The following is a 17,613-nucleotide window of genomic DNA, read 5'->3' on the forward strand; positions in this document are numbered from 1 at the left end:
TGTACGTTGATGGTGAAACAGTCACCGCTGGATTTCACCCCATTTGCGAAATATGGTAACATAGGGAACCAGCAGGAACTTATAGCAGGAACACGTATCGGGGAAGACCGGGTGACGGAGGTGGATCGAATTGAGCTATAACGCAAATGACCAACCCGAATCGACAGACGCTATAGCACTGACCGGAAAAGTGAAACCGTGGGCACTGAGCGGCCCCAGTATTCAAATCGATCCGTTGTTTCCCTATTACGCGAACCGTTCGCGGGACAGTATAGCAGATGAGATCGCCCTTGCGGGCTACCAGACCGTTCATTATTTTGTCGTGCGTGAAAATGAAGTGGATGGAGCGCTTGTTGCTGCTTTTCAACGCAGAGGCATAGCGGTGTGGGCGATGGTGCTAGGCAACGGTTCTTTTGGCGTGTCCCAGCTGCCGCCGGAGTGGAAAGGATGGCGCATGGAGCTGCTGCGCGAACCGAACGACGGATTTCAGCGGCTTTCGCATTTTGCCCAGGAGTATGTGGAATGGAAAAAGAAAGCCGCTGTCCGGCTCGTCACCGACATTCCGTTCGACGGGTTCGAGGTGGCGGAGCCTTATTTCCCCGAATGGAACGGGCTGCGCAGTGGAGTGTACGGGGATATTGGGCCACATGCACAGCGCGCCTTTCGCGAGCGTAGCGGTGAGGACATTCCGGATTTTCGCGACAAGCATGCGCGGAATTATTACCTGAAGGTTCCGAAGCTGTACGCGCAGTGGGTTGATCTGCGTGTGGACGCCGTGAATGGCCTGATCAGCGAGCTGGTAAACGGTGCGGGTGGTGTGCGAGATGTCCGACCGGACATCTGTGTGGCGACATGGTCGCTTGCTGTGAGCGGACGCGGCGATGTCCCCGGCCAGCTACGGGAATGGCAGGGTCTTGACGCGGTAGCCATGATCGGGTGCGTAGCCCCGGATATGCACGTGCTCCAGACCCATTGGCCGGACTGGATGCGTCGCCGTCTGCCGCCGCAGTATACCCACGGCTACGCCCGCATCGCGCAGTCGATACGGGCCGCTTATCCGGGTCTGCCCCTCGGGGTGCAGGCGGATATCGGTTCTCTCGCGCGTATGGTTCGGGACCGTGAGTGGACGCGGCGGTTTGGCGCTGCCGCCTTGGATGGCGGGTACGACGCCTGGACCGCCTATGAATACCATTTGGGTGGTTACATGTACGATGAGCCGCCCAAACCGCTTAAGGCGGAACGATCAGCTGAAGATGAGGTGGTTATTTCTTTCAGCAAGCGGATTGCTACACCGTCTGTAGATGAGCTGCGTATATGGAGCCGGGAGGACAGAGCAGGTACAACACGTGACCTGAGCCGCCACCTAAGGAAGGATTCACTAACGTTGTTGGAGCTTGTGGATGCCGTAGCAGACGGAAACCGTCTATTGCTGCGTATACGCAATTTACCAGCGGGGGCGTTCAGCTTGCGCCTTGATGGTGTACAGGATACACCAGAGTTGTGGCTGCTTAAGGGGAGAAAGGTACATCGCAATCTGCCAGAGCATGAAGTGAAGATACCTTAAAATTTGGGTAATAACAAAATAACAGCTGTATAAACGGCTCATTTGCCGTAGCATTATTGAGTTGTATATATTAAGGCAACATCTTTTCAAAACATAAATAAATAGTGGAGTGAAAAAAGTATGTGGGATTGGGATTATCTGATTCGGGTCATGTTCGCTGGCTTGTGCGGTGCGTTAATCGGCTATGAACGGAAGAGTCGGATGAAGGAGGCAGGCATTCGCACGCATTTCATTGTCGGTATTGGCGCAGCGCTCATGATGGTGGTATCCAAATATGGTTTCCAGGATCAAGCCGCCTGGACTAACCTGTCGCTGGACCCTTCCAGAATAGCAGCGCAGGTTATAAGTGGAGTCGGCTTTATCGGCGCAGGGATGATTTTCACACAAAAAAATAGAATCAAAGGATTGACCACTGCCGCAGGCATCTGGACTACCGCCGGAATCGGTATAGCCGTAGGTGCAGGAATGTATGGACTTGGTGCAGGTGTGACGCTGTTTATTTTAGCGGCTCAGTCCTTGCTCCATAGTCGGTTTTATCAGATGGCTACCCCGTCTACGCGACAAGTGGTTGTTCAGGTCGACAATGAACCGGGCGTACTGAATCGGATCAAAGAACTGTTGGAGCACAAGAAGCTGACCATTCACAGTTTTCACGCCGAGCGCATCAATAACGGTGAACAGTTGGTTATTCATATGCTTCTAAAGCTGTCCCGGTCAGAGGGAGTGGAGGAATTGCTGTCACTGCTGCAAGAGATGGAAGGTATTCGTTCAGTCGAGGCCAAGTCCAATTAGACGAATATTTACTGCTCATACAGTAGTTTTTTTGTCGAACGCTGGCGGCTCTTATAACGGAAAAAAACTTTAAAAATAATGATTGAAAACGCTTCCTTTTGTGTATATACTCTTACTACATCATAGAGGCAGCAGCTTAGAGAGCATCAAGGGATAAGCAAAAACGACCTCACGCGTATGCGCAAGGTCGTTGCTGTTATCCCGTTTTGAAAGAATAATTTGAATGTCTTACTTTACTTTGACTGGAGCTGGATATTTTTTACCCAGCGTATCCACAGTTACTTTTTTCATCGTAGCCGGTTGGATCGGTTTGTCATTGCTATCCCGTTTGGAATTGACGATAGCATCGACCACGTCCAGCCCGGACGTTACTTTACCGAAAGCAGCATATTGACCGTCGAGGTAGTCCGCATCGGCAACCATGATGAAAAATTGCGATCCGGCCGAATCCAGATCCGCTGAGCGGGCCATGGATAATACGCCACGTGTATGTTTGAGTGTATTGTTAACACCATTGCTCTTGAATTCGCCTTTGATACTGTAGCCGGGGCCACCTGTACCGTTACCTTGCGGATCACCACCCTGAATCATAAAGCCTGGGATCACACGGTGGAAAATGGTGCCGTTATAGGCTCCCTTTTGTACCAAAGAAATGAAATTGTTAACCGTGTTCGGTGCTACTTCCGGATACAGCTCAAGCTTAATTTTCTTGCCATCATTCATGACAATCGTGACAATCGGATGGGAAACAGCCTTGTTCTTGTCTTTAGTCGCAGCAGGAGTTGAAGTGCTTGTCCGGCTGGCAGCTTCCACATCGGCCGCTTTTGTACCGCATCCAGCAACCAGCACGAGCATGATGGCCAGTAGGCACAGCGTGTACCATGGGCGTATCGTTTTTCGGTTCATTGATATTCCTCCTGAAAGGTTGGATGGTGTAACATCCTAATTTAAAGTTTGGGGGCAGCGCAGAACACTTTTCCATTTTCTATCATACCTTTTTTGCTGGGGATAAGGAAATACGGGTTTGAAAGCCGTATTCTTGACCCATACTGCTGCTATTCCCAAGGAAAGGGGCAGGATCATGATGGAGGTAGACAAAAAGCTGGCAAAAGGTCTCATATGGGGTATGGCGTTCAGTCTGCCGGTTTGGGTAGGGGTGCTGTACTCAGTACAACATATTCGTGACTGGCTATAACATAAAGCGTAAAGATAGGCCAAAACCGTTATGGTTTTGGCTTATTTGTATTTGTGCCAGTCCAAATTGCTGTTATTCAGCAGATGCTCAAAGTTGTTATCTAGCTTCTTCTGTTCAGCTTTTTTTGCTTCGACGGCACGCTGCCGTTCGTCTTCTTTACGCTTGTCCTGTTCTGCTTGGGCTTCATTGGCTTGAGCCTTAAGCTTATTCAGCACATCCTGACTCAACAGATCCTTTAACGTAGCAGGTTTGTCCTGAGGCGCAGGAGCAGGGGAAGACGAATTTCTTTTCTTAGCCATGTCATCATCTCCATTCCATTCGATTATATCAGCTTCTTCACGGTTGTTCCACGATGGAAGGATGAGGGGGGCGGTAGACTTTTCTAATTGAGGGGGTAATAATGGAATGAGCAGAAGGGACGTGTGGCATCATGCATCTATATTGGAAGCGAAACCTGGTCATTTTGTGGATTGGCGTGTTGTTTTGCAGCATGGCCTATTCCGTGTCTATTCCGTTTTTACCTATTTTTCTGAATACGGAAATGGGCGTAAATGATCATTTGGAACTGTGGTCGGGGACTGCCTTTGGAGTCACTTTTTTAGCCAGTGCGCTGATTGCCCCATTTTGGGGTTCGCTTGCAGATAAATATGGACGTAAGCCGATGCTGATTCGTTCAGGCTTTAGCCTGGCGGTGTTGTACCTGATATGTGCCTTTGTGACAGATCCATATGTGTTCGTAGGAGTACGACTGTTTCAAGGTCTTCTATCCGGGTTTATTCCTGCTGCGATTGCGCTGGTCGGAACGGGTTCGCCAGAAGAGAAAACGGGCTATGCGCTCGGTATAATGGCGACCGCTGGGGCGACAGGCAGCATTATAGGCCCGTTGATCGGTGGTGTAGTGAGCCATTATTATGGCAATCGGAATGCCTTTTTTTTCTCTGCAGCTCTTGTACTGGTATCTGCATTAATTGCGACCTTTGGCGCTAGAGAGGACAGCTTCAAGGGAACCCGTACCCGCTCGCATGTTCGTGATGATATCAAGGAGGCTATTGCTAACCGGCCATTGTATTTTTTGCTTATTTTGGCGGGATTAAGCACCTTTTCTGTTATGATACTGGAACCATTAATTACGGTATATGTGCTTGAGATGGGAGTTGACCGCAGCCAAGCGTCTCTAAGTTCCGGAATTGTATTCTCAGCCGTAGGTATTGCGGCCGTGCTGATGGCCCCCCGGTGGGGACGGATTGGAGGACGGACCGGATTTGCACACGTGCTGCTGATTGGGCTGATCGGTTCGGGAATCGGGAATATTCTACAATTTTATGTATCCAACTTCGTTGGTTTTGGTGCGCTTCGGTTTGGATATGGATTGTTTTATGCGTCCGTCATGCCTGCTATCAACGCAATGACTGTGGAGGTCACCAAGCCGGAGTTTCGCGGACGAGCCTTTAGCTTGAATCAATCAGCCACCCAACTCGCGACCATGGCGGGGCCGTTGATTGGCGGCATGCTTGGCAGCTGGATGCCAATCCGCTGGATCTTTGTGTTAAACGGTGGCATATTGCTGCTTGCAGCGTTGTTGCTATGGGCCAAGGGAAAAAACGTTTTTCCGGTTTCAGCCAAGAAGAACGTCACGGATCAGGATATTCATTCTGCCGGATAGGAGAATGACAGCAGATTGTCTAATGGCATAAGCTTAAGGCTCCTAGAGCAGGTCTTTTTTTGCGCGATTAGATAATTATCCCAAACCTTTACTTTTAGTATACTTATTCATAACCCTCTACACTGATAATATGACAAGGAGGGATATATTATGATAAGAGACGACATTTTGCGTCAACAGCTTGAGAATGCTCGTCAAAAGCTGTATATTTTGCAAGCAAAACATGGTTTTAATCATGCCAGTGTGCTCAGACAGTCTGTAATTATGGATAACCTCATCAATCAATATAACCACCTTTTTTATATAAAAGAAAAAAAACCGACGGCATAAATGTAACCGATGGGCGAGAAACTTTTGGTAAGGTCACTCGCCCTTGTATTGTAGCGCTGATACTTATAACAACGATGCTTGTCTTAACTTTTCTAACAGTGTGCAATCTATCATTTTAGGTACGGTTTGTTTGATGGGCACTTAGTAAAACACCGATAATAACGACCAAACCGCCGATGATTTGGCGCCATGTAATCGTTTCTTGCAAAAGCAACACAGAAAATAAGACTCCAAATATCGGAACCAAATTCATCAGAGAAACGGAACTGCTCGGTGACAGCTTGATTAATCCGTAATTATAAAGCAAAAACGCGATAACGGAGCAGAATACACCCAGATATACTAACAACATAAACGATCCTGTTGTTGGAACCTGCCAACGATCCTTTTCTAATAGAGCCAACGGTATAAAAAAGATACTCCCTGCAACGGTTTGGTAAAAAGATAACGTCACGGGTGGATATTTGTCCACAACCTTACGCGTCATGAAAGTGTAAAACGCCCACGCAAAACCCGTCCCGATTAATATTAAATTTCCGATGAGTTGATTCTTACTATCCGAACTTTCGCCAACTGAAGTCAAGAAATATACCCCGATCATGGCCAGTGCTATGCCGCAAATTTTATATTTGGATATTTTCACTTTATACAAAATAAGCTCAAGCAGCGACGTAATTGCGGGATATGATGCAACAATCAATGCTGCGTTGGAAGCGGTAGTCAGGCTAACCCCTATATTCTCCATTGAAAAATATAAAGTGATTCCCAAAACACCACTAAACGAAATCGTAGCCAAATCCTTTGGCTTTACTTTGACATGTTCTTTTTTAATCAGCAAAACGATACCTAGCACTACGGAAGCTATAATAAATCTGGATAGACCCAAGGTAAGCGGGGGGAACGTCGTGTAGGCTGCTTTGGTGGCAATAAACGATGTACTCCAGATCAATAGGGCCAGGATCGTAGAACCGTAGTAAATCCTGTTGCTTTCGCTGTGATGAGCTATGACTTTGTTCAAGTTAAATCCTCCCTGAGGTAATCCCCTGTGAAATACAATAGTTGCTACTATAGTGACTACTATAAAAACGTTACTAAAAAGATAGTGTGTATATCAGTTTTTGTCAAGGGGAAGTGATATAGTAAGGATGAACACGAATTGAGGAGAAGACGTCATGAAACCAAAACCAAATATATTAGAAATTCTACGGGATTTGAATTTTAGTGAATATGAAGCCAAGGCTTATGTGACCTTATTGGAAAGCTCTCCACTTTCGGGATACGCCGTTTCATTGAATTCCGGGGTTCCGAGATCCAAAATTTACGAGGTTTTGTCTGGGATGGTCAACCGTGGGGACATCATGGTCAGTCAAGAAAATACGCCTCTGTATGTGCCGCTTCCGCCACATGAATTGATTGCCCAGAGAAAACGCAAAGCAGAGCAGATTTTCAATGTGGCGCAAGAGAGTTTGGAGCAGTACACGGCATCATTTCAAAATAGAGAGAATATTTGGAATATTTCGGGGTATGAAGCCATTATCAATCGTATAAATGAAGGGGTAAAAGGAGCTAAACACCGAATTTTATTGGAAATTTGGAAAGAGGATGCCGAGGTGTTCCGAGATGCCTTAGAGCAAGTAGCCCAACAAGGAATTGAAGTGATCATTGTAGCGTATGGGGAGCTTAACTTTGATTTCGCTACTGTTTACCGCCATGATATGAGTGAAGAGATTACGTCCGAAATTGGGGGGCGGTGGATTGTACTTAGCATAGACGACCGGGAGGTCGTAGCTGGCATACTTTCACTAGGAGATGACAGCCGCGCTGCATGGACGTTGCATCCGGGTCTGGTGATGCCGATTACGGAAGTGATTATTCATGATATTTATATCATGGAAATCCTATATGAGTTCCGTGAACAATTAGAAGAGAAATTCGGCCCTAATCTAATCCATCTCCGCAATAAATTTGCTATGGGTCCGAATGGCAAAGGATATTATATTCCTTTGACTGAAAAAAGCATGAAACGTGTATAGAGATTGTCTGAGGTCCGATGTGCAAAAATAAACAGGCCCATGGAGTGTTATTCCATGAGCCTAATTTTATTGGATGTTGTGTTCTATTATTTTACGGTTACAATCACACGTTGATAATGCTTTAAAGGATGTTTTCCATTGTCCTGTACTTCTGCAATGATATGAAGCGTATTCCCTGACTTAGCATCTGCGGGAACTGTGAAACTAACTGCATTCGTATCACTACCTTGCAAGTCAATCGTGTTTACTTTCTCTCATTTTTGTTCCCCACTCTGAACGCTCCTATGATGTTTTTTAGGATTATGACCATGTAAGTATTCTTTTTATTCAAGATTTAGGTTTTGCCTGCATGATCAGTCACAATCCTGATCCGATTTTACATCAATGTCCGAGAAAATGAAAGCGGTTTACAAGTCCCAGCATAAAATTAGTTTTACGCTTTGAATAAACCGGATTCTTTGACTTCAGATAGGAAGTTGTGGAACTCAGGAATGTTCAGCTGTTGCTGAGCATCGGACAAAGCGACTGCCGGGTTCGGATGGACCTCCACCATGATACCGTCGGCTCCAGCAGCCAGGGCAGCTTTGGCGCAAGGGGCCAGGATGTCCTTACGGCCTGTCGAGTGAGTCACGTCCACCAATACAGGCAGATGACTTTCCTTTTTCAAAATCGGAACAGCGGAAATATCCAGCGTGTTACGCGTCCATTTTTCGTACGTACGGATACCGCGTTCAATCAGCATGACTTGCGTGTTACCACGGGAAACGATGTATTCAGCAGCATGAAGGAACTCTTCCATTGTTGCAGCCAGTCCGCGTTTGAGCAGAACCGGAGTTCTTGTTTCACCCGCAGCTTTGAGCAATTCAAAGTTGTGCATGTTACGCGCACCAATTTGAATAATGTCGATGTATTGGATCGCTTCCTCCAAATGTCTTGGATCGACGATTTCACTGATTGTAGCCAGTCCGAACTCATCACCTACACGTTTGAGAATTTGCAGTCCTTCCACACCCAGTCCTTGGAAATCGTACGGAGACGTACGTGGTTTAAACGCGCCACCACGAAGAATCGGCACACCGGCTTCCTTGAGAGCCGCACCTACTTCACGAGTTTGCTGGTAGCTTTCCACCGAGCATGGACCTGCGACCATGATGGAGGCTTTGCCGCCTACCAGCGTATCTTTAACCTTAATAATTGTGCTATCTGGTTGATTTTTGCGGCTGACGATCAGATGTTTTTTGTGTTCTTCTTTTTGATAGTTCAAAGAAGCCTTGAAAATATTTTTGAACAGTTGGCGAATCGTAGCATCGTCAAAAGGCCCACGGTTAGCCGCGATCAGCTTGTCCAGCATTTGTTGCTCACGTACCGGATCAAAGTCAGGTACCCCTTGAGCTTCCTTCAATTTTCCAAGTTGTCCGGCCAGTTCAGCGCGTTGGGACAGCAGCTCCAGCAATTGCAAATTTGTAGCATCGAGTTGTTCACGCAGCAGCTCCAAAGAATTTTCATTTGTAGACATACAGTACTACACCCTTCCCGAATTTAATTTGTTTTTTCTGTCAGTCCATGGACTTTTTTGCAGAAAATAACACAAAAAGGCACTCGCCGCAAGGGACGAATGCCGTGGTACCACCCTAATTACAGAAGTATACATACGAATCGTCAACGTCGTTCAGTCGACAGCAGTAACTTCTGAGCTTGATGCCCGTAACGGGGGCTTCCGGAAACCTCTACTCGGACAAAGGAATGAATCCTTCTGTCGGTTCAAGGCTCGACTCGGGAGTGAATTTCAACGCGGGATTGCGGTACGCTCTCAGCAATTCGTACCTTTCTGTGGGAATCCGTTAGACGTTTACTTGTCTCCGTCGATGTCTTTGTTCATGGTATTCAAAAGATTTGACCTTATTTTAAACAAAGTAGGTACAGAAGGCAAGCCCTGATTATCAGGTTCAAGTTTTTTCCCTTGAATTGCTGCCCTTTTATTTTCCTTGATCCCTGGGTTCGGGATTCGCAGATGCGACTCCTCGTGGGTTATCTTCGGTCGAGGTATCGTCCGTATTCGTCTTGTCCGCAGTCCTACGGTCGTCTGCTTCCACAGGATTCAAGGCTTTATACCGTTTGTATTCCATATCGGCCTGAGACATCGGATCTTTATACATAGGAGATCAGTCAACTCCTTTCTGTTATACACTACATTACCCGCATAGCAGAATGGGTAACCGTTTTCTTTCACTCGATAAAATGAAGTGGTTAATCCAGCATATCGTCGCTTTCCAGTTGATCTTCTTCATCCCCATCGGTACCATTCAGCAAATCGGTACCATGCAGGAATTCGGCAGGAGCAGAAGGATCAACGGGACTGTTCGGTGTCAGTTCATCGGCATCTGGTACGTCCTCCAGAGGAGTATCCGGCCCTTCGGTCAGATTCTCCCAGTTGGTTTCTGCATTTTGCAGAGAAGGCTCAAAATCATTGTCATGTAGCTCAGTAGTTCGATCGTCACGATTTGCCATGTTGCTCAGCTCCTTTACTTTTTGTTGCTTATTCCGACCTTACCCAAACAGCGGAACGGCTAAACCTTCAGTTAGTGTGTCTGTAGGAAGTTAAAATCATGCGAATAGGGAGATACCCATTCTCAATTAGCGTTTTTTTGGTAACTGCTGTGATATGATAAAGAAGATAGGGAGGGATATGAATTGGAATGGTACATGTTTGGTCCGATGATTAGTCGTATCCGCGTAGGACAAAAGGCATCTACCCCGGGATTTTCCCGCACCCTCATTCGACGCCCGGAAGGCTTATACTGGACAGATGGCGGACAGGCCGGAAAAATAGTAGAAATACGCGATTATTTATTTTCCGATATTTGGACGATCTATGAAGATGAAGATTGTGAACCATGGTTGGAGCTTAGAGAGCAGAAAGAGCGGCGCGAACAGGAAATGATCATTAATCAATATGAAGATTTTACAAAAAATGAGTAAAAAGAACATGATATCCTTCTTGTGAAGAAGGTATGCACATCATCGTATAGAATAATATAATTTCAGGACGTAAAAAATGTTAAAACGTATACAAACTTGTAAATCCTACTATGTAACTTTGAGGTGCTTAATATGAGGCATGTGCCCAAAGCTGTCGCCGCCCTGCTAGCGGTCATTGTGATGCTGTTGTCGCTGGGTCACTCCGCCTATGCGGCCAAAATGACCCCGGAAGGGGATTATAAAATACCCTCCTGGGATATGAGATGGGGAGAGGTAGACGAGGATGGCTCTTTAGATGAGGTAAAGAATCCCAGCAAGATCTGGATGCATATTGAAGATGATACACAACTGCTTAGGCAGCCCGGCAATATAGGCTCCGCCTGGATTCGTATTAAGTTACCTTCGCTAAATGATGAAACGCCAGCGATCCTTTTTGAAAATATTTATGGCAGGCATATTACGCTGTATAAGGATGGGACCAATTTTTACGAATCCTACCGTGGGTACAATTATGAGAATAATCGTATTCTGATTCCGCTGAAGCCGGAAGACAGCGGTAAAACATTATACATATGGACGGAAAGCAGTAAGAAAAGACTGGGCATCATCGGTAATGTGATGACCGGTGATTATCGTGATTTGTTGGGGACCTTGGTCAGAATGGATGTTTTAGATATTGTACTGGGCAGTACGTTTATCTTTATCGCCCTGGTGCTGCTGATCTGCTCGTTTTTTCTGTTCCGTCCGAGTATGGCCATGTGGCTGTCTCTAAGTGCGATTGTATTGTCTATTGGTCTGATGATCGTAACGTATTCACCATTCTTGTATACATTCTATCGCGGCTATGGCAAGCTGTACTTACAACTTTTTGATGTGGCACTATTTATTCTGCTGCCCTCATTAGCCTTCTTTTTTGAGCAAAACATCAATTCGATTATACTGATTCGCAAATTCAGAAAGTTGTTAACCGCCTACTCTTTGTTCTGCTTTACCATGATGATTGTGAATTTAGGAGCACAGGAGCGGTTGAACAACATATATTATTTTTTTAGTGTAGTCATTCTGGGTATATTACTCGTCGCCTTAATGATACTGCTGGTATTTGCTTCGGTTCGCATGGCACTTAAGGGTGATCACGAAGCGATCATCTTATCGACAGGCTTTGCATTTTTTGCAGTCATCTCTATCGGGGAACTGAGCTGGTTTTTCATTCTGGACGGACACTACAATATGTTTTTGTGGAAATGGGGCGTGTTCGGTTTTGTACTGGCGTTGATCGCGATTTTGGGCAGAAGACTGGCAGAAAAGCACAAGCAGGTGGTTCGGTATTCCAGAGAACTGGAAATGTTCAATAATGAGCTTCAACGTTCGGAGAAAATGGAGATTATTAGCGATCTGGCTGCATCTGTAGCTCATGAGGTACGTAATCCCCTTCAAGTTACACGTGGATTTCTTCAGTTGATGAGCAAGCAGGAGGATGGTAAGAACAAAGACTATCTACATATCGCTCTGGAGGAGCTGGATCGAGCTTCCGCGATTATTACTGATTTTCTGACCTTTGCCAAGCCAGAATTTGACCAAACCAAAACGTTGACCATATTGGACGAATTCAAGCATATTGAAGGAATCATCAGTCCAATGGCTAATTTGCAAGGTGGAAAAATTTCGCTGGATATTCCCCAGGAAATCAAAGTACGCGGGAATTCCTCCAAGTTCAAGCAGGCGTTCATCAATATCATCAAAAACAGTATTGAAGCGCTGCGAGACCAGGGGCTTATTCATATATGGGCTTATGTGGATAACGGAGAAGCTGTCATTCATATTCGGGATAATGGTGAAGGGATGGATGCTCAGACTTTATCCAGACTAGGTGAGCCTTATTTTTCGAATAAGACAAAAGGCACGGGTTTAGGAATGATGGTGACTTTTCGGATTATTGAAACGATGAATGGAAAAATAACTTTTACAAGTGCAAAAGGGGTGGGAACAGAAGCGACCATCCGCTTCCCCGTAGCCGGATAATATCCGGCTTTTTTGCGTTCGGAGAAAACGGAGGGAAGCTTGCTGAGCCCACCCCTATGAGGTTAAGGAATCTAGATTAAATAAGCATTAACAATCATTCTACCACATTGAGCGAGGTTTCTGGGATGCAGCGAGCACGCCGGAGGGGTCTGGAGGAATTACCAGAAAAAACTGATCAGGCGTTTCTTCTAATGTTTTGATTTGGATATGATCGGGGATCACGACTCCTAACACATCACGAATTGCAGATTTGGGATCAGTCATCAGTTTCTCTCTGAAACTGGCATCCTCCCAAGCTTTTTGAATGACTTGTGTTTGAAGAACTTCAGTAGCCATCAAAAATCACCCTCTCATTCAATTGGTTATATTTACCTAGTCAGTATACCACGAAGGGCTCAGAAAAATCTAGCATTATTTCATATTTTTGGAGAGCCAGTAGTCAAGTCCGCCTCTTCTCAAATGCGAGCGTCCGCCTTCAATTTCTGCCGCCACTTCGCCCAGCTCAGCTGCGATAGAATGTGCAAAGCTATGTAGGCCGTGGATAGAAGGCTCCAGGGTCTCTAACTGTTGGACTGCTTGATCGGCAATGTTCACATAGCTGGCAAGCGCACCGCGTACATAAATCGCTTCCTGAATCTGTTTGGGTCCCAATCCTTCACAGTAAGCCGTCTTTAGCTCGGCACTGATATGGGACAAAAGACAGTTATAGCTATGTTCGACCAAATCTTCTGACCAATCCGCCCAATCATCCGACATTTGAAGCACGAGTAGCGCCAAGTCCGTCATATTTGTAATGTTTTGAATCAGATCAGCACGGCCTGCGAGCAGCAAAGCACCCGTTCCGGCCATTTTTAATGGACTTGCTTTCAGCGCGACCTTATTTTTTTCTCCTTGAAAATAGTCCTCTGTTCCTTCGGATATCACACTAACGGCCCATTCATCAACATACGTTCGGGCATATGACCAAAAAGGAGAGGTTGCCGGAAAAAGGTCCCGATATACGCTTAGACACTCGGTATAGAATAGTTGACTTAAAGCGAGTTGCGTTTTACGGTTGTCTGCTGCTGTGTCCATCACATCGTCTTGAATTAAATAGTGAGCCATGACGAACACGTTGCCAAGTGACAGCCTGCGGCATGTTTCGGGGGGCAGTCCTGTGAGTTCTTGCAGCCAAAATGGAAGCAAATAGCATATGTAATTACGCGTGCTGTCTTCCCGCAACGGATTAAAACGCGCCAGATAGTCCAAACCCTCTTGCTGAAAGGGAGCTGGAAACGTGGACGTCCGTTCCTCCGCTTGACGAAATACTTTTTCCAATTCGTCTTTGTATGCAAAATACCATTCCATCGCCATCACCTGCATCTCTTATGAATATTTTTATAGCGACTTCTAGTTGTTACCCGCCATTATACAACAGATTGCAATTTTCAAGATTTTGTTATTTTTACATTGAGAATGTTGTAAAAAGGATATCGACAAAAATCCCGGTTGGGAAGATCCCGCCGGGATTTTGTTTTTTTAAATTAGATGATCTCTAAATAGTCAATATAAGCATCCCATGTCCCATTATCGGCTGTTACAACAAGCTCAATCTCTTGATTTCCGGTTCCATGGCTGACATTGTTTAAAGTATAGACCGCAGGACTGTTCCCGCCGTAGTAGAAGGTACCCTTCGTTTGTCCACCAATTTTCAAGTCAACTTTGGCCATGTTGGAATTATTTGAAGCACCACGGAGTGAAAAACTATGGGTGCCGCTGGTAAAATTCTGTGTGAATTTCACTGAATCATTGTTGGAGTATAAAGCCACTCCGTTGAACGGCGAGCTGATATTTGAAGTATACTGACCGCCTTTGGTCATATTCTCTGCTTCCACTTTTGTGCCTTTGTTTGGCGGCGTTTCGCCGTTTCCGCCATCAGGCGCTACCGCCCGGCCATTGCTTGGTGAGATCATACCAGAGCAAAGGTTACGATTTTTGAGGTTCTGTGCAATTTGTGGAATAGCTTGGAGTGTAGTCTGGTACTGATCATGCATCAGGATCACATCGCCGTTTTTAAGTTTGCCCGCAGCAGCTACGATCTGTGCGGTGGAGGCGCCGTTCCAGTCTTGGGAGTCAACGTTCCACAATACTTCGGTAAGACCGTTTTGGGTCTCAATGGATTTGAGGGTTGCGTTGGTCTCGCCATACGGAGGACGGAACAACTTTGGTGCCGTGCCAGTAATGGACTGTATCGTTTGCTGCGTGCGTGTAATTTCCGATGACATCTGCGATGTGCTCAGTTGTGTCATATGCGGATGTGACCATGAATGATTACCGATCCACATGCCTGCTGCTTGCTGGTCACGTACAAGCGAAGGATTATTCTGCGCGTTTTGTCCAAGATTAAAGAGCGTCGCGCGTAAACCGTTTTGCTTCAGAGCACTAAGAAGCGCTTTGGTGTTAGAGGGATTGGGACCATCGTCGAAGGTTAACGCTACATAACCGCTCGAGCAATCAGCCGCAAGCGCCTGGTTGCTCGAGATCACCAGCGAGCCTGTGAATAAAGACAAGGTGATTGACATAATCGCCGTCCATTTTCCTGCTTTAGCTATAAACATGGGTCTACCTCCTAGCTATTTTAATATAGTATGGATGTTCCGATACTCCGAACCGATTCAACTCTTTACTAGATTTGAAATTTTAGTTGATCTCCAAATAATCAACATAAGCATTCCATGTTCCGTCATCGGCTATTACAACGAGCTCGATCTCTTGGTTTCTGGTGCCATTATTGCCGCCAATCGTAATTGTATTACTAGTTACATTGGCACTCCGACTGCTTTGGTATCCCTATACAATAAGTGAATCTTCATACATCTTGTCTATGTCTTCCCACTTTTTGAAGTGCTCGCTGACCGATATGGTTTTGCTCGTGCGTTTGGATGTCCATAAAAATAACCTTATTTTTTTGTTTCATTGGACTTTCCTCCTGTAGCCTCACTATGATGCAGTGCATTCTGTAGTAGCTTAATGCAACATGTCTTTCCAAAAATAAAAATGTAAACGTTTACAATTTTATTTTATCATATTTTCCTTAATATATAACTTGGAAAATTTCAAGTTATATTGTAGAAAGTATAGTTATTCATTCTTGCTCACTCTACAGGATAGGGTTCCCAAGGAGCGCGTGTAGATCGAAGGTTGGGTGTAATTGTGATAGCAATGTTCATAATTTCTTTTTTCCCGTCTTATGGTTACTTAACAGGCGAAAATATGAATAAAAATAGCGGGAAAAGAAAATATTATTTTAAAAAGGATGAAAGAAGGGTCTGCAACATGAAAAAACAATGGAAACTGACCGCTGCTATCCTGTATGGAGGAGTGATGATGTATGGCACTGCGGGTGCAGCTGGAGCTTCCGGGACGGAACCGGGTAATTCGTTGCAAGCAATCACCTCCAACGCCTCTATCCAAGGGGCAGCCCGCCAATGGAATGCTGAACCACAGGACGAACACGGGCATGTTCACAGACATAGGCACGGCAAAAGGCCTGGCGGCTTGAATCACCATCTCAACGAGAAAGTAGCCAAGCTGCTGGGCATCACTCCTGTCCAGTTAGAGAAAGAGCTGGGACAAGGGAAGTCGTTGGCCGAGGTTGCTAAAAGCAAAGGCATCCAAGAAGATCAGCTTATTGATAAGTTGAAGAATGAAATGACCGTGGACTTGAAACGGCTTGTGAACCGTAAAGGCCCGATTACATTCGATCGTAAGTCCGGCGCTTCGAATGAAGCTCAATTGAAGCGTTAGCCGGGGATACCGTGGTATATCTGCTCTTGAATAAGTCGAGGAGTAGATCGTTTGACAATAAAAAAAGGATGGGGGAAACCCATCCTTAAATTTCCACTTCCTTATCTTGTGCTATGTCATATTTAGTTACTTTACTGGTGTATTTATCTACATAATAGAATCCATAAGTTGCAATGTGATCAGGGAAATCTTCGTAAACTCTTATACAATATTTAGTTCCTTCCAAACCTTCAACCATTAAGTTTAAATTATATTTAACAGCATCCTTTTTTATTTTATCAGAAAGAATATGGAGTGCTTGATTTTCTGTAATCATCTTTTGCTGTTTACCTAAATACAGTTTATTATCAATGAGGCTGATTTGTCTGCTTTCTGCAATCCCAATATCTTTAACAGAGATATACGTGTTTCCGTTGTAAATCAAGCCATCGGCAGTGTTCTTTTTTGTCCCCTCTAAAAATACATCAAACTTTTTCACAACAGCATTTACGCTTGTTCCAGATGCAGCCATTGCGGTTGCACCAGTAATCATCATACCAATGGTTAAGCCCACTAATAGCCCCTTTAATTTGTCATTCATTTTGATTACCCCTCTTATGTATGCTAATTCCCTCACTATAGTATCCTAAATATCACCATACATAAAGTGATTGTTGTGGGAGAGCAGAAGAGTCAATTATCTTTAAAGAGCTTAAAAAAATCAATGGTTTCTTTTAAATCTTCATCATCAGTATAAATGTTCATCACCTTGCCTATTTCAATTGCAAAGTCCACATACTGATTTGGTTTAGCCGTAATGATATTCTTGTGTATCTCCAGACCCGTTGGATGATTCACAGGATTTTTATAGGAGACACCTGCTATCTCCAGTAGTTCAGTGGCAGAACAAATGGTCGCTATCACTTTATGATCATTATTCAATGTATTAATTAGAGCTAGAAGCTGCTTGTTCGTCTTTAATGGGGTGTTATCTCCGCCAGGTATAATTAGGAGTTGAATATCCTCTGCAGACACTTCATCAATGGCTACCGAAGGCGTAACTTTAAAATCTTCATAGGAAATTACAGGGTCTTTGGTTACCCCAATCGTAACAATGTCCCCTTTGGTTTTCATAAAATAGGTTGCTAGCATAATCTCAAAACTCACATAACCATCATAAATTAAAACGTGTGATTTCATTTATACACCTACTTCAACATTAGTTTTTAGCTTTGAGTCAATATACCACTTTGATAGGTTTAATTCCATA

General features: G+C 45.0%; 19 protein-coding genes, 2 pseudogenes and 1 other annotated feature. Of the genes and pseudogenes, 8 read left to right on the forward strand and 13 right to left on the reverse strand.

Features of this window, described 5'->3' with window-relative positions:
* Positions 1-130: 130 nt before the first annotated feature.
* Complete coding sequence (locus MLD56_RS05675) at positions 131-1,564, forward strand: N-acyl-D-glucosamine 2-epimerase (RefSeq protein ID WP_241113485.1); 1,434 nt, start codon at positions 131-133, stop codon at positions 1,562-1,564.
* Positions 1,565-1,684: 120 nt separating this feature from the next.
* Positions 1,685-2,356 carry an MgtC/SapB family protein gene (locus MLD56_RS05680; RefSeq protein WP_029516107.1) on the forward strand — a complete coding sequence of 224 codons (672 nt, stop codon included), beginning with the start codon at positions 1,685-1,687 and terminating at the stop codon, positions 2,354-2,356.
* Between the two features lie 228 nt (positions 2,357-2,584).
* On the opposite strand, the gene MLD56_RS05685 is transcribed toward MLD56_RS05680, so the two are convergent.
* Positions 2,585-3,262, reverse strand: a complete 678-nt coding sequence (locus tag MLD56_RS05685) for a peptidylprolyl isomerase (protein WP_029516108.1) — start codon at positions 3,260-3,262, stop codon at positions 2,585-2,587.
* A 330-nt stretch (positions 3,263-3,592) separates the two neighbouring features.
* Positions 3,593-3,850, reverse strand: coding sequence for a YqkE family protein (locus MLD56_RS05690; protein WP_029516109.1), 258 nt, complete (start codon positions 3,848-3,850; stop codon positions 3,593-3,595).
* 131 nt (positions 3,851-3,981) lie between these two features.
* On the opposite strand from MLD56_RS05690, the gene MLD56_RS05695 reads away from it, so the two are divergent.
* Complete coding sequence (locus MLD56_RS05695) at positions 3,982-5,214, forward strand: MFS transporter (RefSeq protein WP_029516110.1); 1,233 nt, start codon at positions 3,982-3,984, stop codon at positions 5,212-5,214.
* A gap of 150 nt (positions 5,215-5,364) precedes the next feature.
* Complete coding sequence (locus tag MLD56_RS05700) at positions 5,365-5,544, forward strand: aspartyl-phosphate phosphatase Spo0E family protein (RefSeq protein WP_023987319.1); 180 nt, start codon at positions 5,365-5,367, stop codon at positions 5,542-5,544.
* Between the two features lie 115 nt (positions 5,545-5,659).
* On the opposite strand, the gene MLD56_RS05705 is transcribed toward MLD56_RS05700, so the two are convergent.
* Entirely contained in the window at positions 5,660-6,562 is a 903-nt protein-coding gene (locus tag MLD56_RS05705) for a DMT family transporter (RefSeq protein ID WP_029516111.1), read from the reverse strand.
* A 154-nt stretch (positions 6,563-6,716) separates the two neighbouring features.
* Here MLD56_RS05705 and MLD56_RS05710 point away from each other — a divergent pair, with 154 nt between their 5' ends.
* Entirely contained in the window at positions 6,717-7,577 is an 861-nt protein-coding gene (locus MLD56_RS05710) for a TrmB family transcriptional regulator (protein ID WP_029516112.1), read from the forward strand.
* Between the two features lie 86 nt (positions 7,578-7,663).
* Here MLD56_RS05710 and MLD56_RS26040 read toward each other — a convergent pair.
* The 4 genes and pseudogenes from MLD56_RS26040 to MLD56_RS05725 all read right to left on the reverse strand — a co-directional run.
* Positions 7,664-7,831: pseudogene (locus MLD56_RS26040) on the reverse strand (hypothetical protein); the annotation flags it as partial.
* Positions 7,832-8,010: 179 nt separating this feature from the next.
* Positions 8,011-9,093: a bifunctional 3-deoxy-7-phosphoheptulonate synthase/chorismate mutase gene (locus tag MLD56_RS05715; RefSeq protein WP_029516113.1), complete on the reverse strand. Its 1,083-nt coding sequence runs from the start codon at positions 9,091-9,093 to the stop codon at positions 8,011-8,013.
* Between the two features lie 88 nt (positions 9,094-9,181).
* Positions 9,182-9,452, reverse strand: a binding site (T-box leader).
* A gap of 101 nt (positions 9,453-9,553) precedes the next feature.
* On the reverse strand, positions 9,554-9,733 hold the full coding sequence (locus MLD56_RS05720) for a hypothetical protein (protein ID WP_029516114.1): 180 nt from the start codon (positions 9,731-9,733) through the stop codon (positions 9,554-9,556).
* Between the two features lie 91 nt (positions 9,734-9,824).
* Positions 9,825-10,085, reverse strand: a complete 261-nt coding sequence (locus tag MLD56_RS05725; protein WP_029516115.1) for a hypothetical protein — start codon at positions 10,083-10,085, stop codon at positions 9,825-9,827.
* A gap of 183 nt (positions 10,086-10,268) precedes the next feature.
* Here MLD56_RS05725 and MLD56_RS05730 point away from each other — a divergent pair, with 183 nt between their 5' ends.
* The gene (locus tag MLD56_RS05730) at positions 10,269-10,556 is read left to right on the forward strand and encodes a hypothetical protein (protein ID WP_029516116.1); all 288 of its coding nucleotides are present in this window, start codon (positions 10,269-10,271) and stop codon (positions 10,554-10,556) included.
* Between the two features lie 132 nt (positions 10,557-10,688).
* Positions 10,689-12,578 (forward strand): sensor histidine kinase, encoded by a 1,890-nt coding sequence (locus MLD56_RS05735; protein WP_029516117.1) that lies wholly within the window; start codon positions 10,689-10,691, stop codon positions 12,576-12,578.
* Positions 12,579-12,677: 99 nt separating this feature from the next.
* Here MLD56_RS05735 and MLD56_RS05740 read toward each other — a convergent pair whose 3' ends face one another.
* The 4 genes and pseudogenes from MLD56_RS05740 to MLD56_RS05755 form a co-directional block, all read right to left on the reverse strand.
* Positions 12,678-12,914 carry an NHLP leader peptide family RiPP precursor gene (locus MLD56_RS05740; RefSeq protein ID WP_013309068.1) on the reverse strand — a complete coding sequence of 79 codons (237 nt, stop codon included), beginning with the start codon at positions 12,912-12,914 and terminating at the stop codon, positions 12,678-12,680.
* 75 nt (positions 12,915-12,989) lie between these two features.
* Complete coding sequence (locus MLD56_RS05745; protein WP_346780034.1) at positions 12,990-13,925, reverse strand: hypothetical protein; 936 nt, start codon at positions 13,923-13,925, stop codon at positions 12,990-12,992.
* Positions 13,926-14,101: 176 nt separating this feature from the next.
* Positions 14,102-15,175, reverse strand: a complete 1,074-nt coding sequence (locus MLD56_RS05750) for a polysaccharide deacetylase family protein (protein ID WP_029516119.1) — start codon at positions 15,173-15,175, stop codon at positions 14,102-14,104.
* An 82-nt stretch (positions 15,176-15,257) separates the two neighbouring features.
* Positions 15,258-15,500: pseudogene (locus MLD56_RS05755) on the reverse strand (hypothetical protein); the annotation flags it as partial.
* A gap of 393 nt (positions 15,501-15,893) precedes the next feature.
* Here MLD56_RS05755 and MLD56_RS05760 point away from each other — a divergent pair.
* Positions 15,894-16,364: a hypothetical protein gene (locus MLD56_RS05760; RefSeq protein ID WP_029516120.1), complete on the forward strand. Its 471-nt coding sequence runs from the start codon at positions 15,894-15,896 to the stop codon at positions 16,362-16,364.
* An 85-nt stretch (positions 16,365-16,449) separates the two neighbouring features.
* On the opposite strand, the gene MLD56_RS05765 is transcribed toward MLD56_RS05760, so the two are convergent.
* Entirely contained in the window at positions 16,450-16,944 is a 495-nt protein-coding gene (locus MLD56_RS05765; RefSeq protein WP_029516121.1) for a hypothetical protein, read from the reverse strand.
* Positions 16,945-17,036: 92 nt separating this feature from the next.
* The gene (locus MLD56_RS05770) at positions 17,037-17,543 is read right to left on the reverse strand and encodes a DJ-1/PfpI family protein (protein WP_029516122.1); all 507 of its coding nucleotides are present in this window, start codon (positions 17,541-17,543) and stop codon (positions 17,037-17,039) included.
* Positions 17,544-17,613: the final 70 nt, after the last annotated feature.

Source organism: Paenibacillus peoriae (assembly GCF_022531965.1).
Lineage (GTDB): Bacteria > Bacillota > Bacilli > Paenibacillales > Paenibacillaceae > Paenibacillus > Paenibacillus polymyxa_D.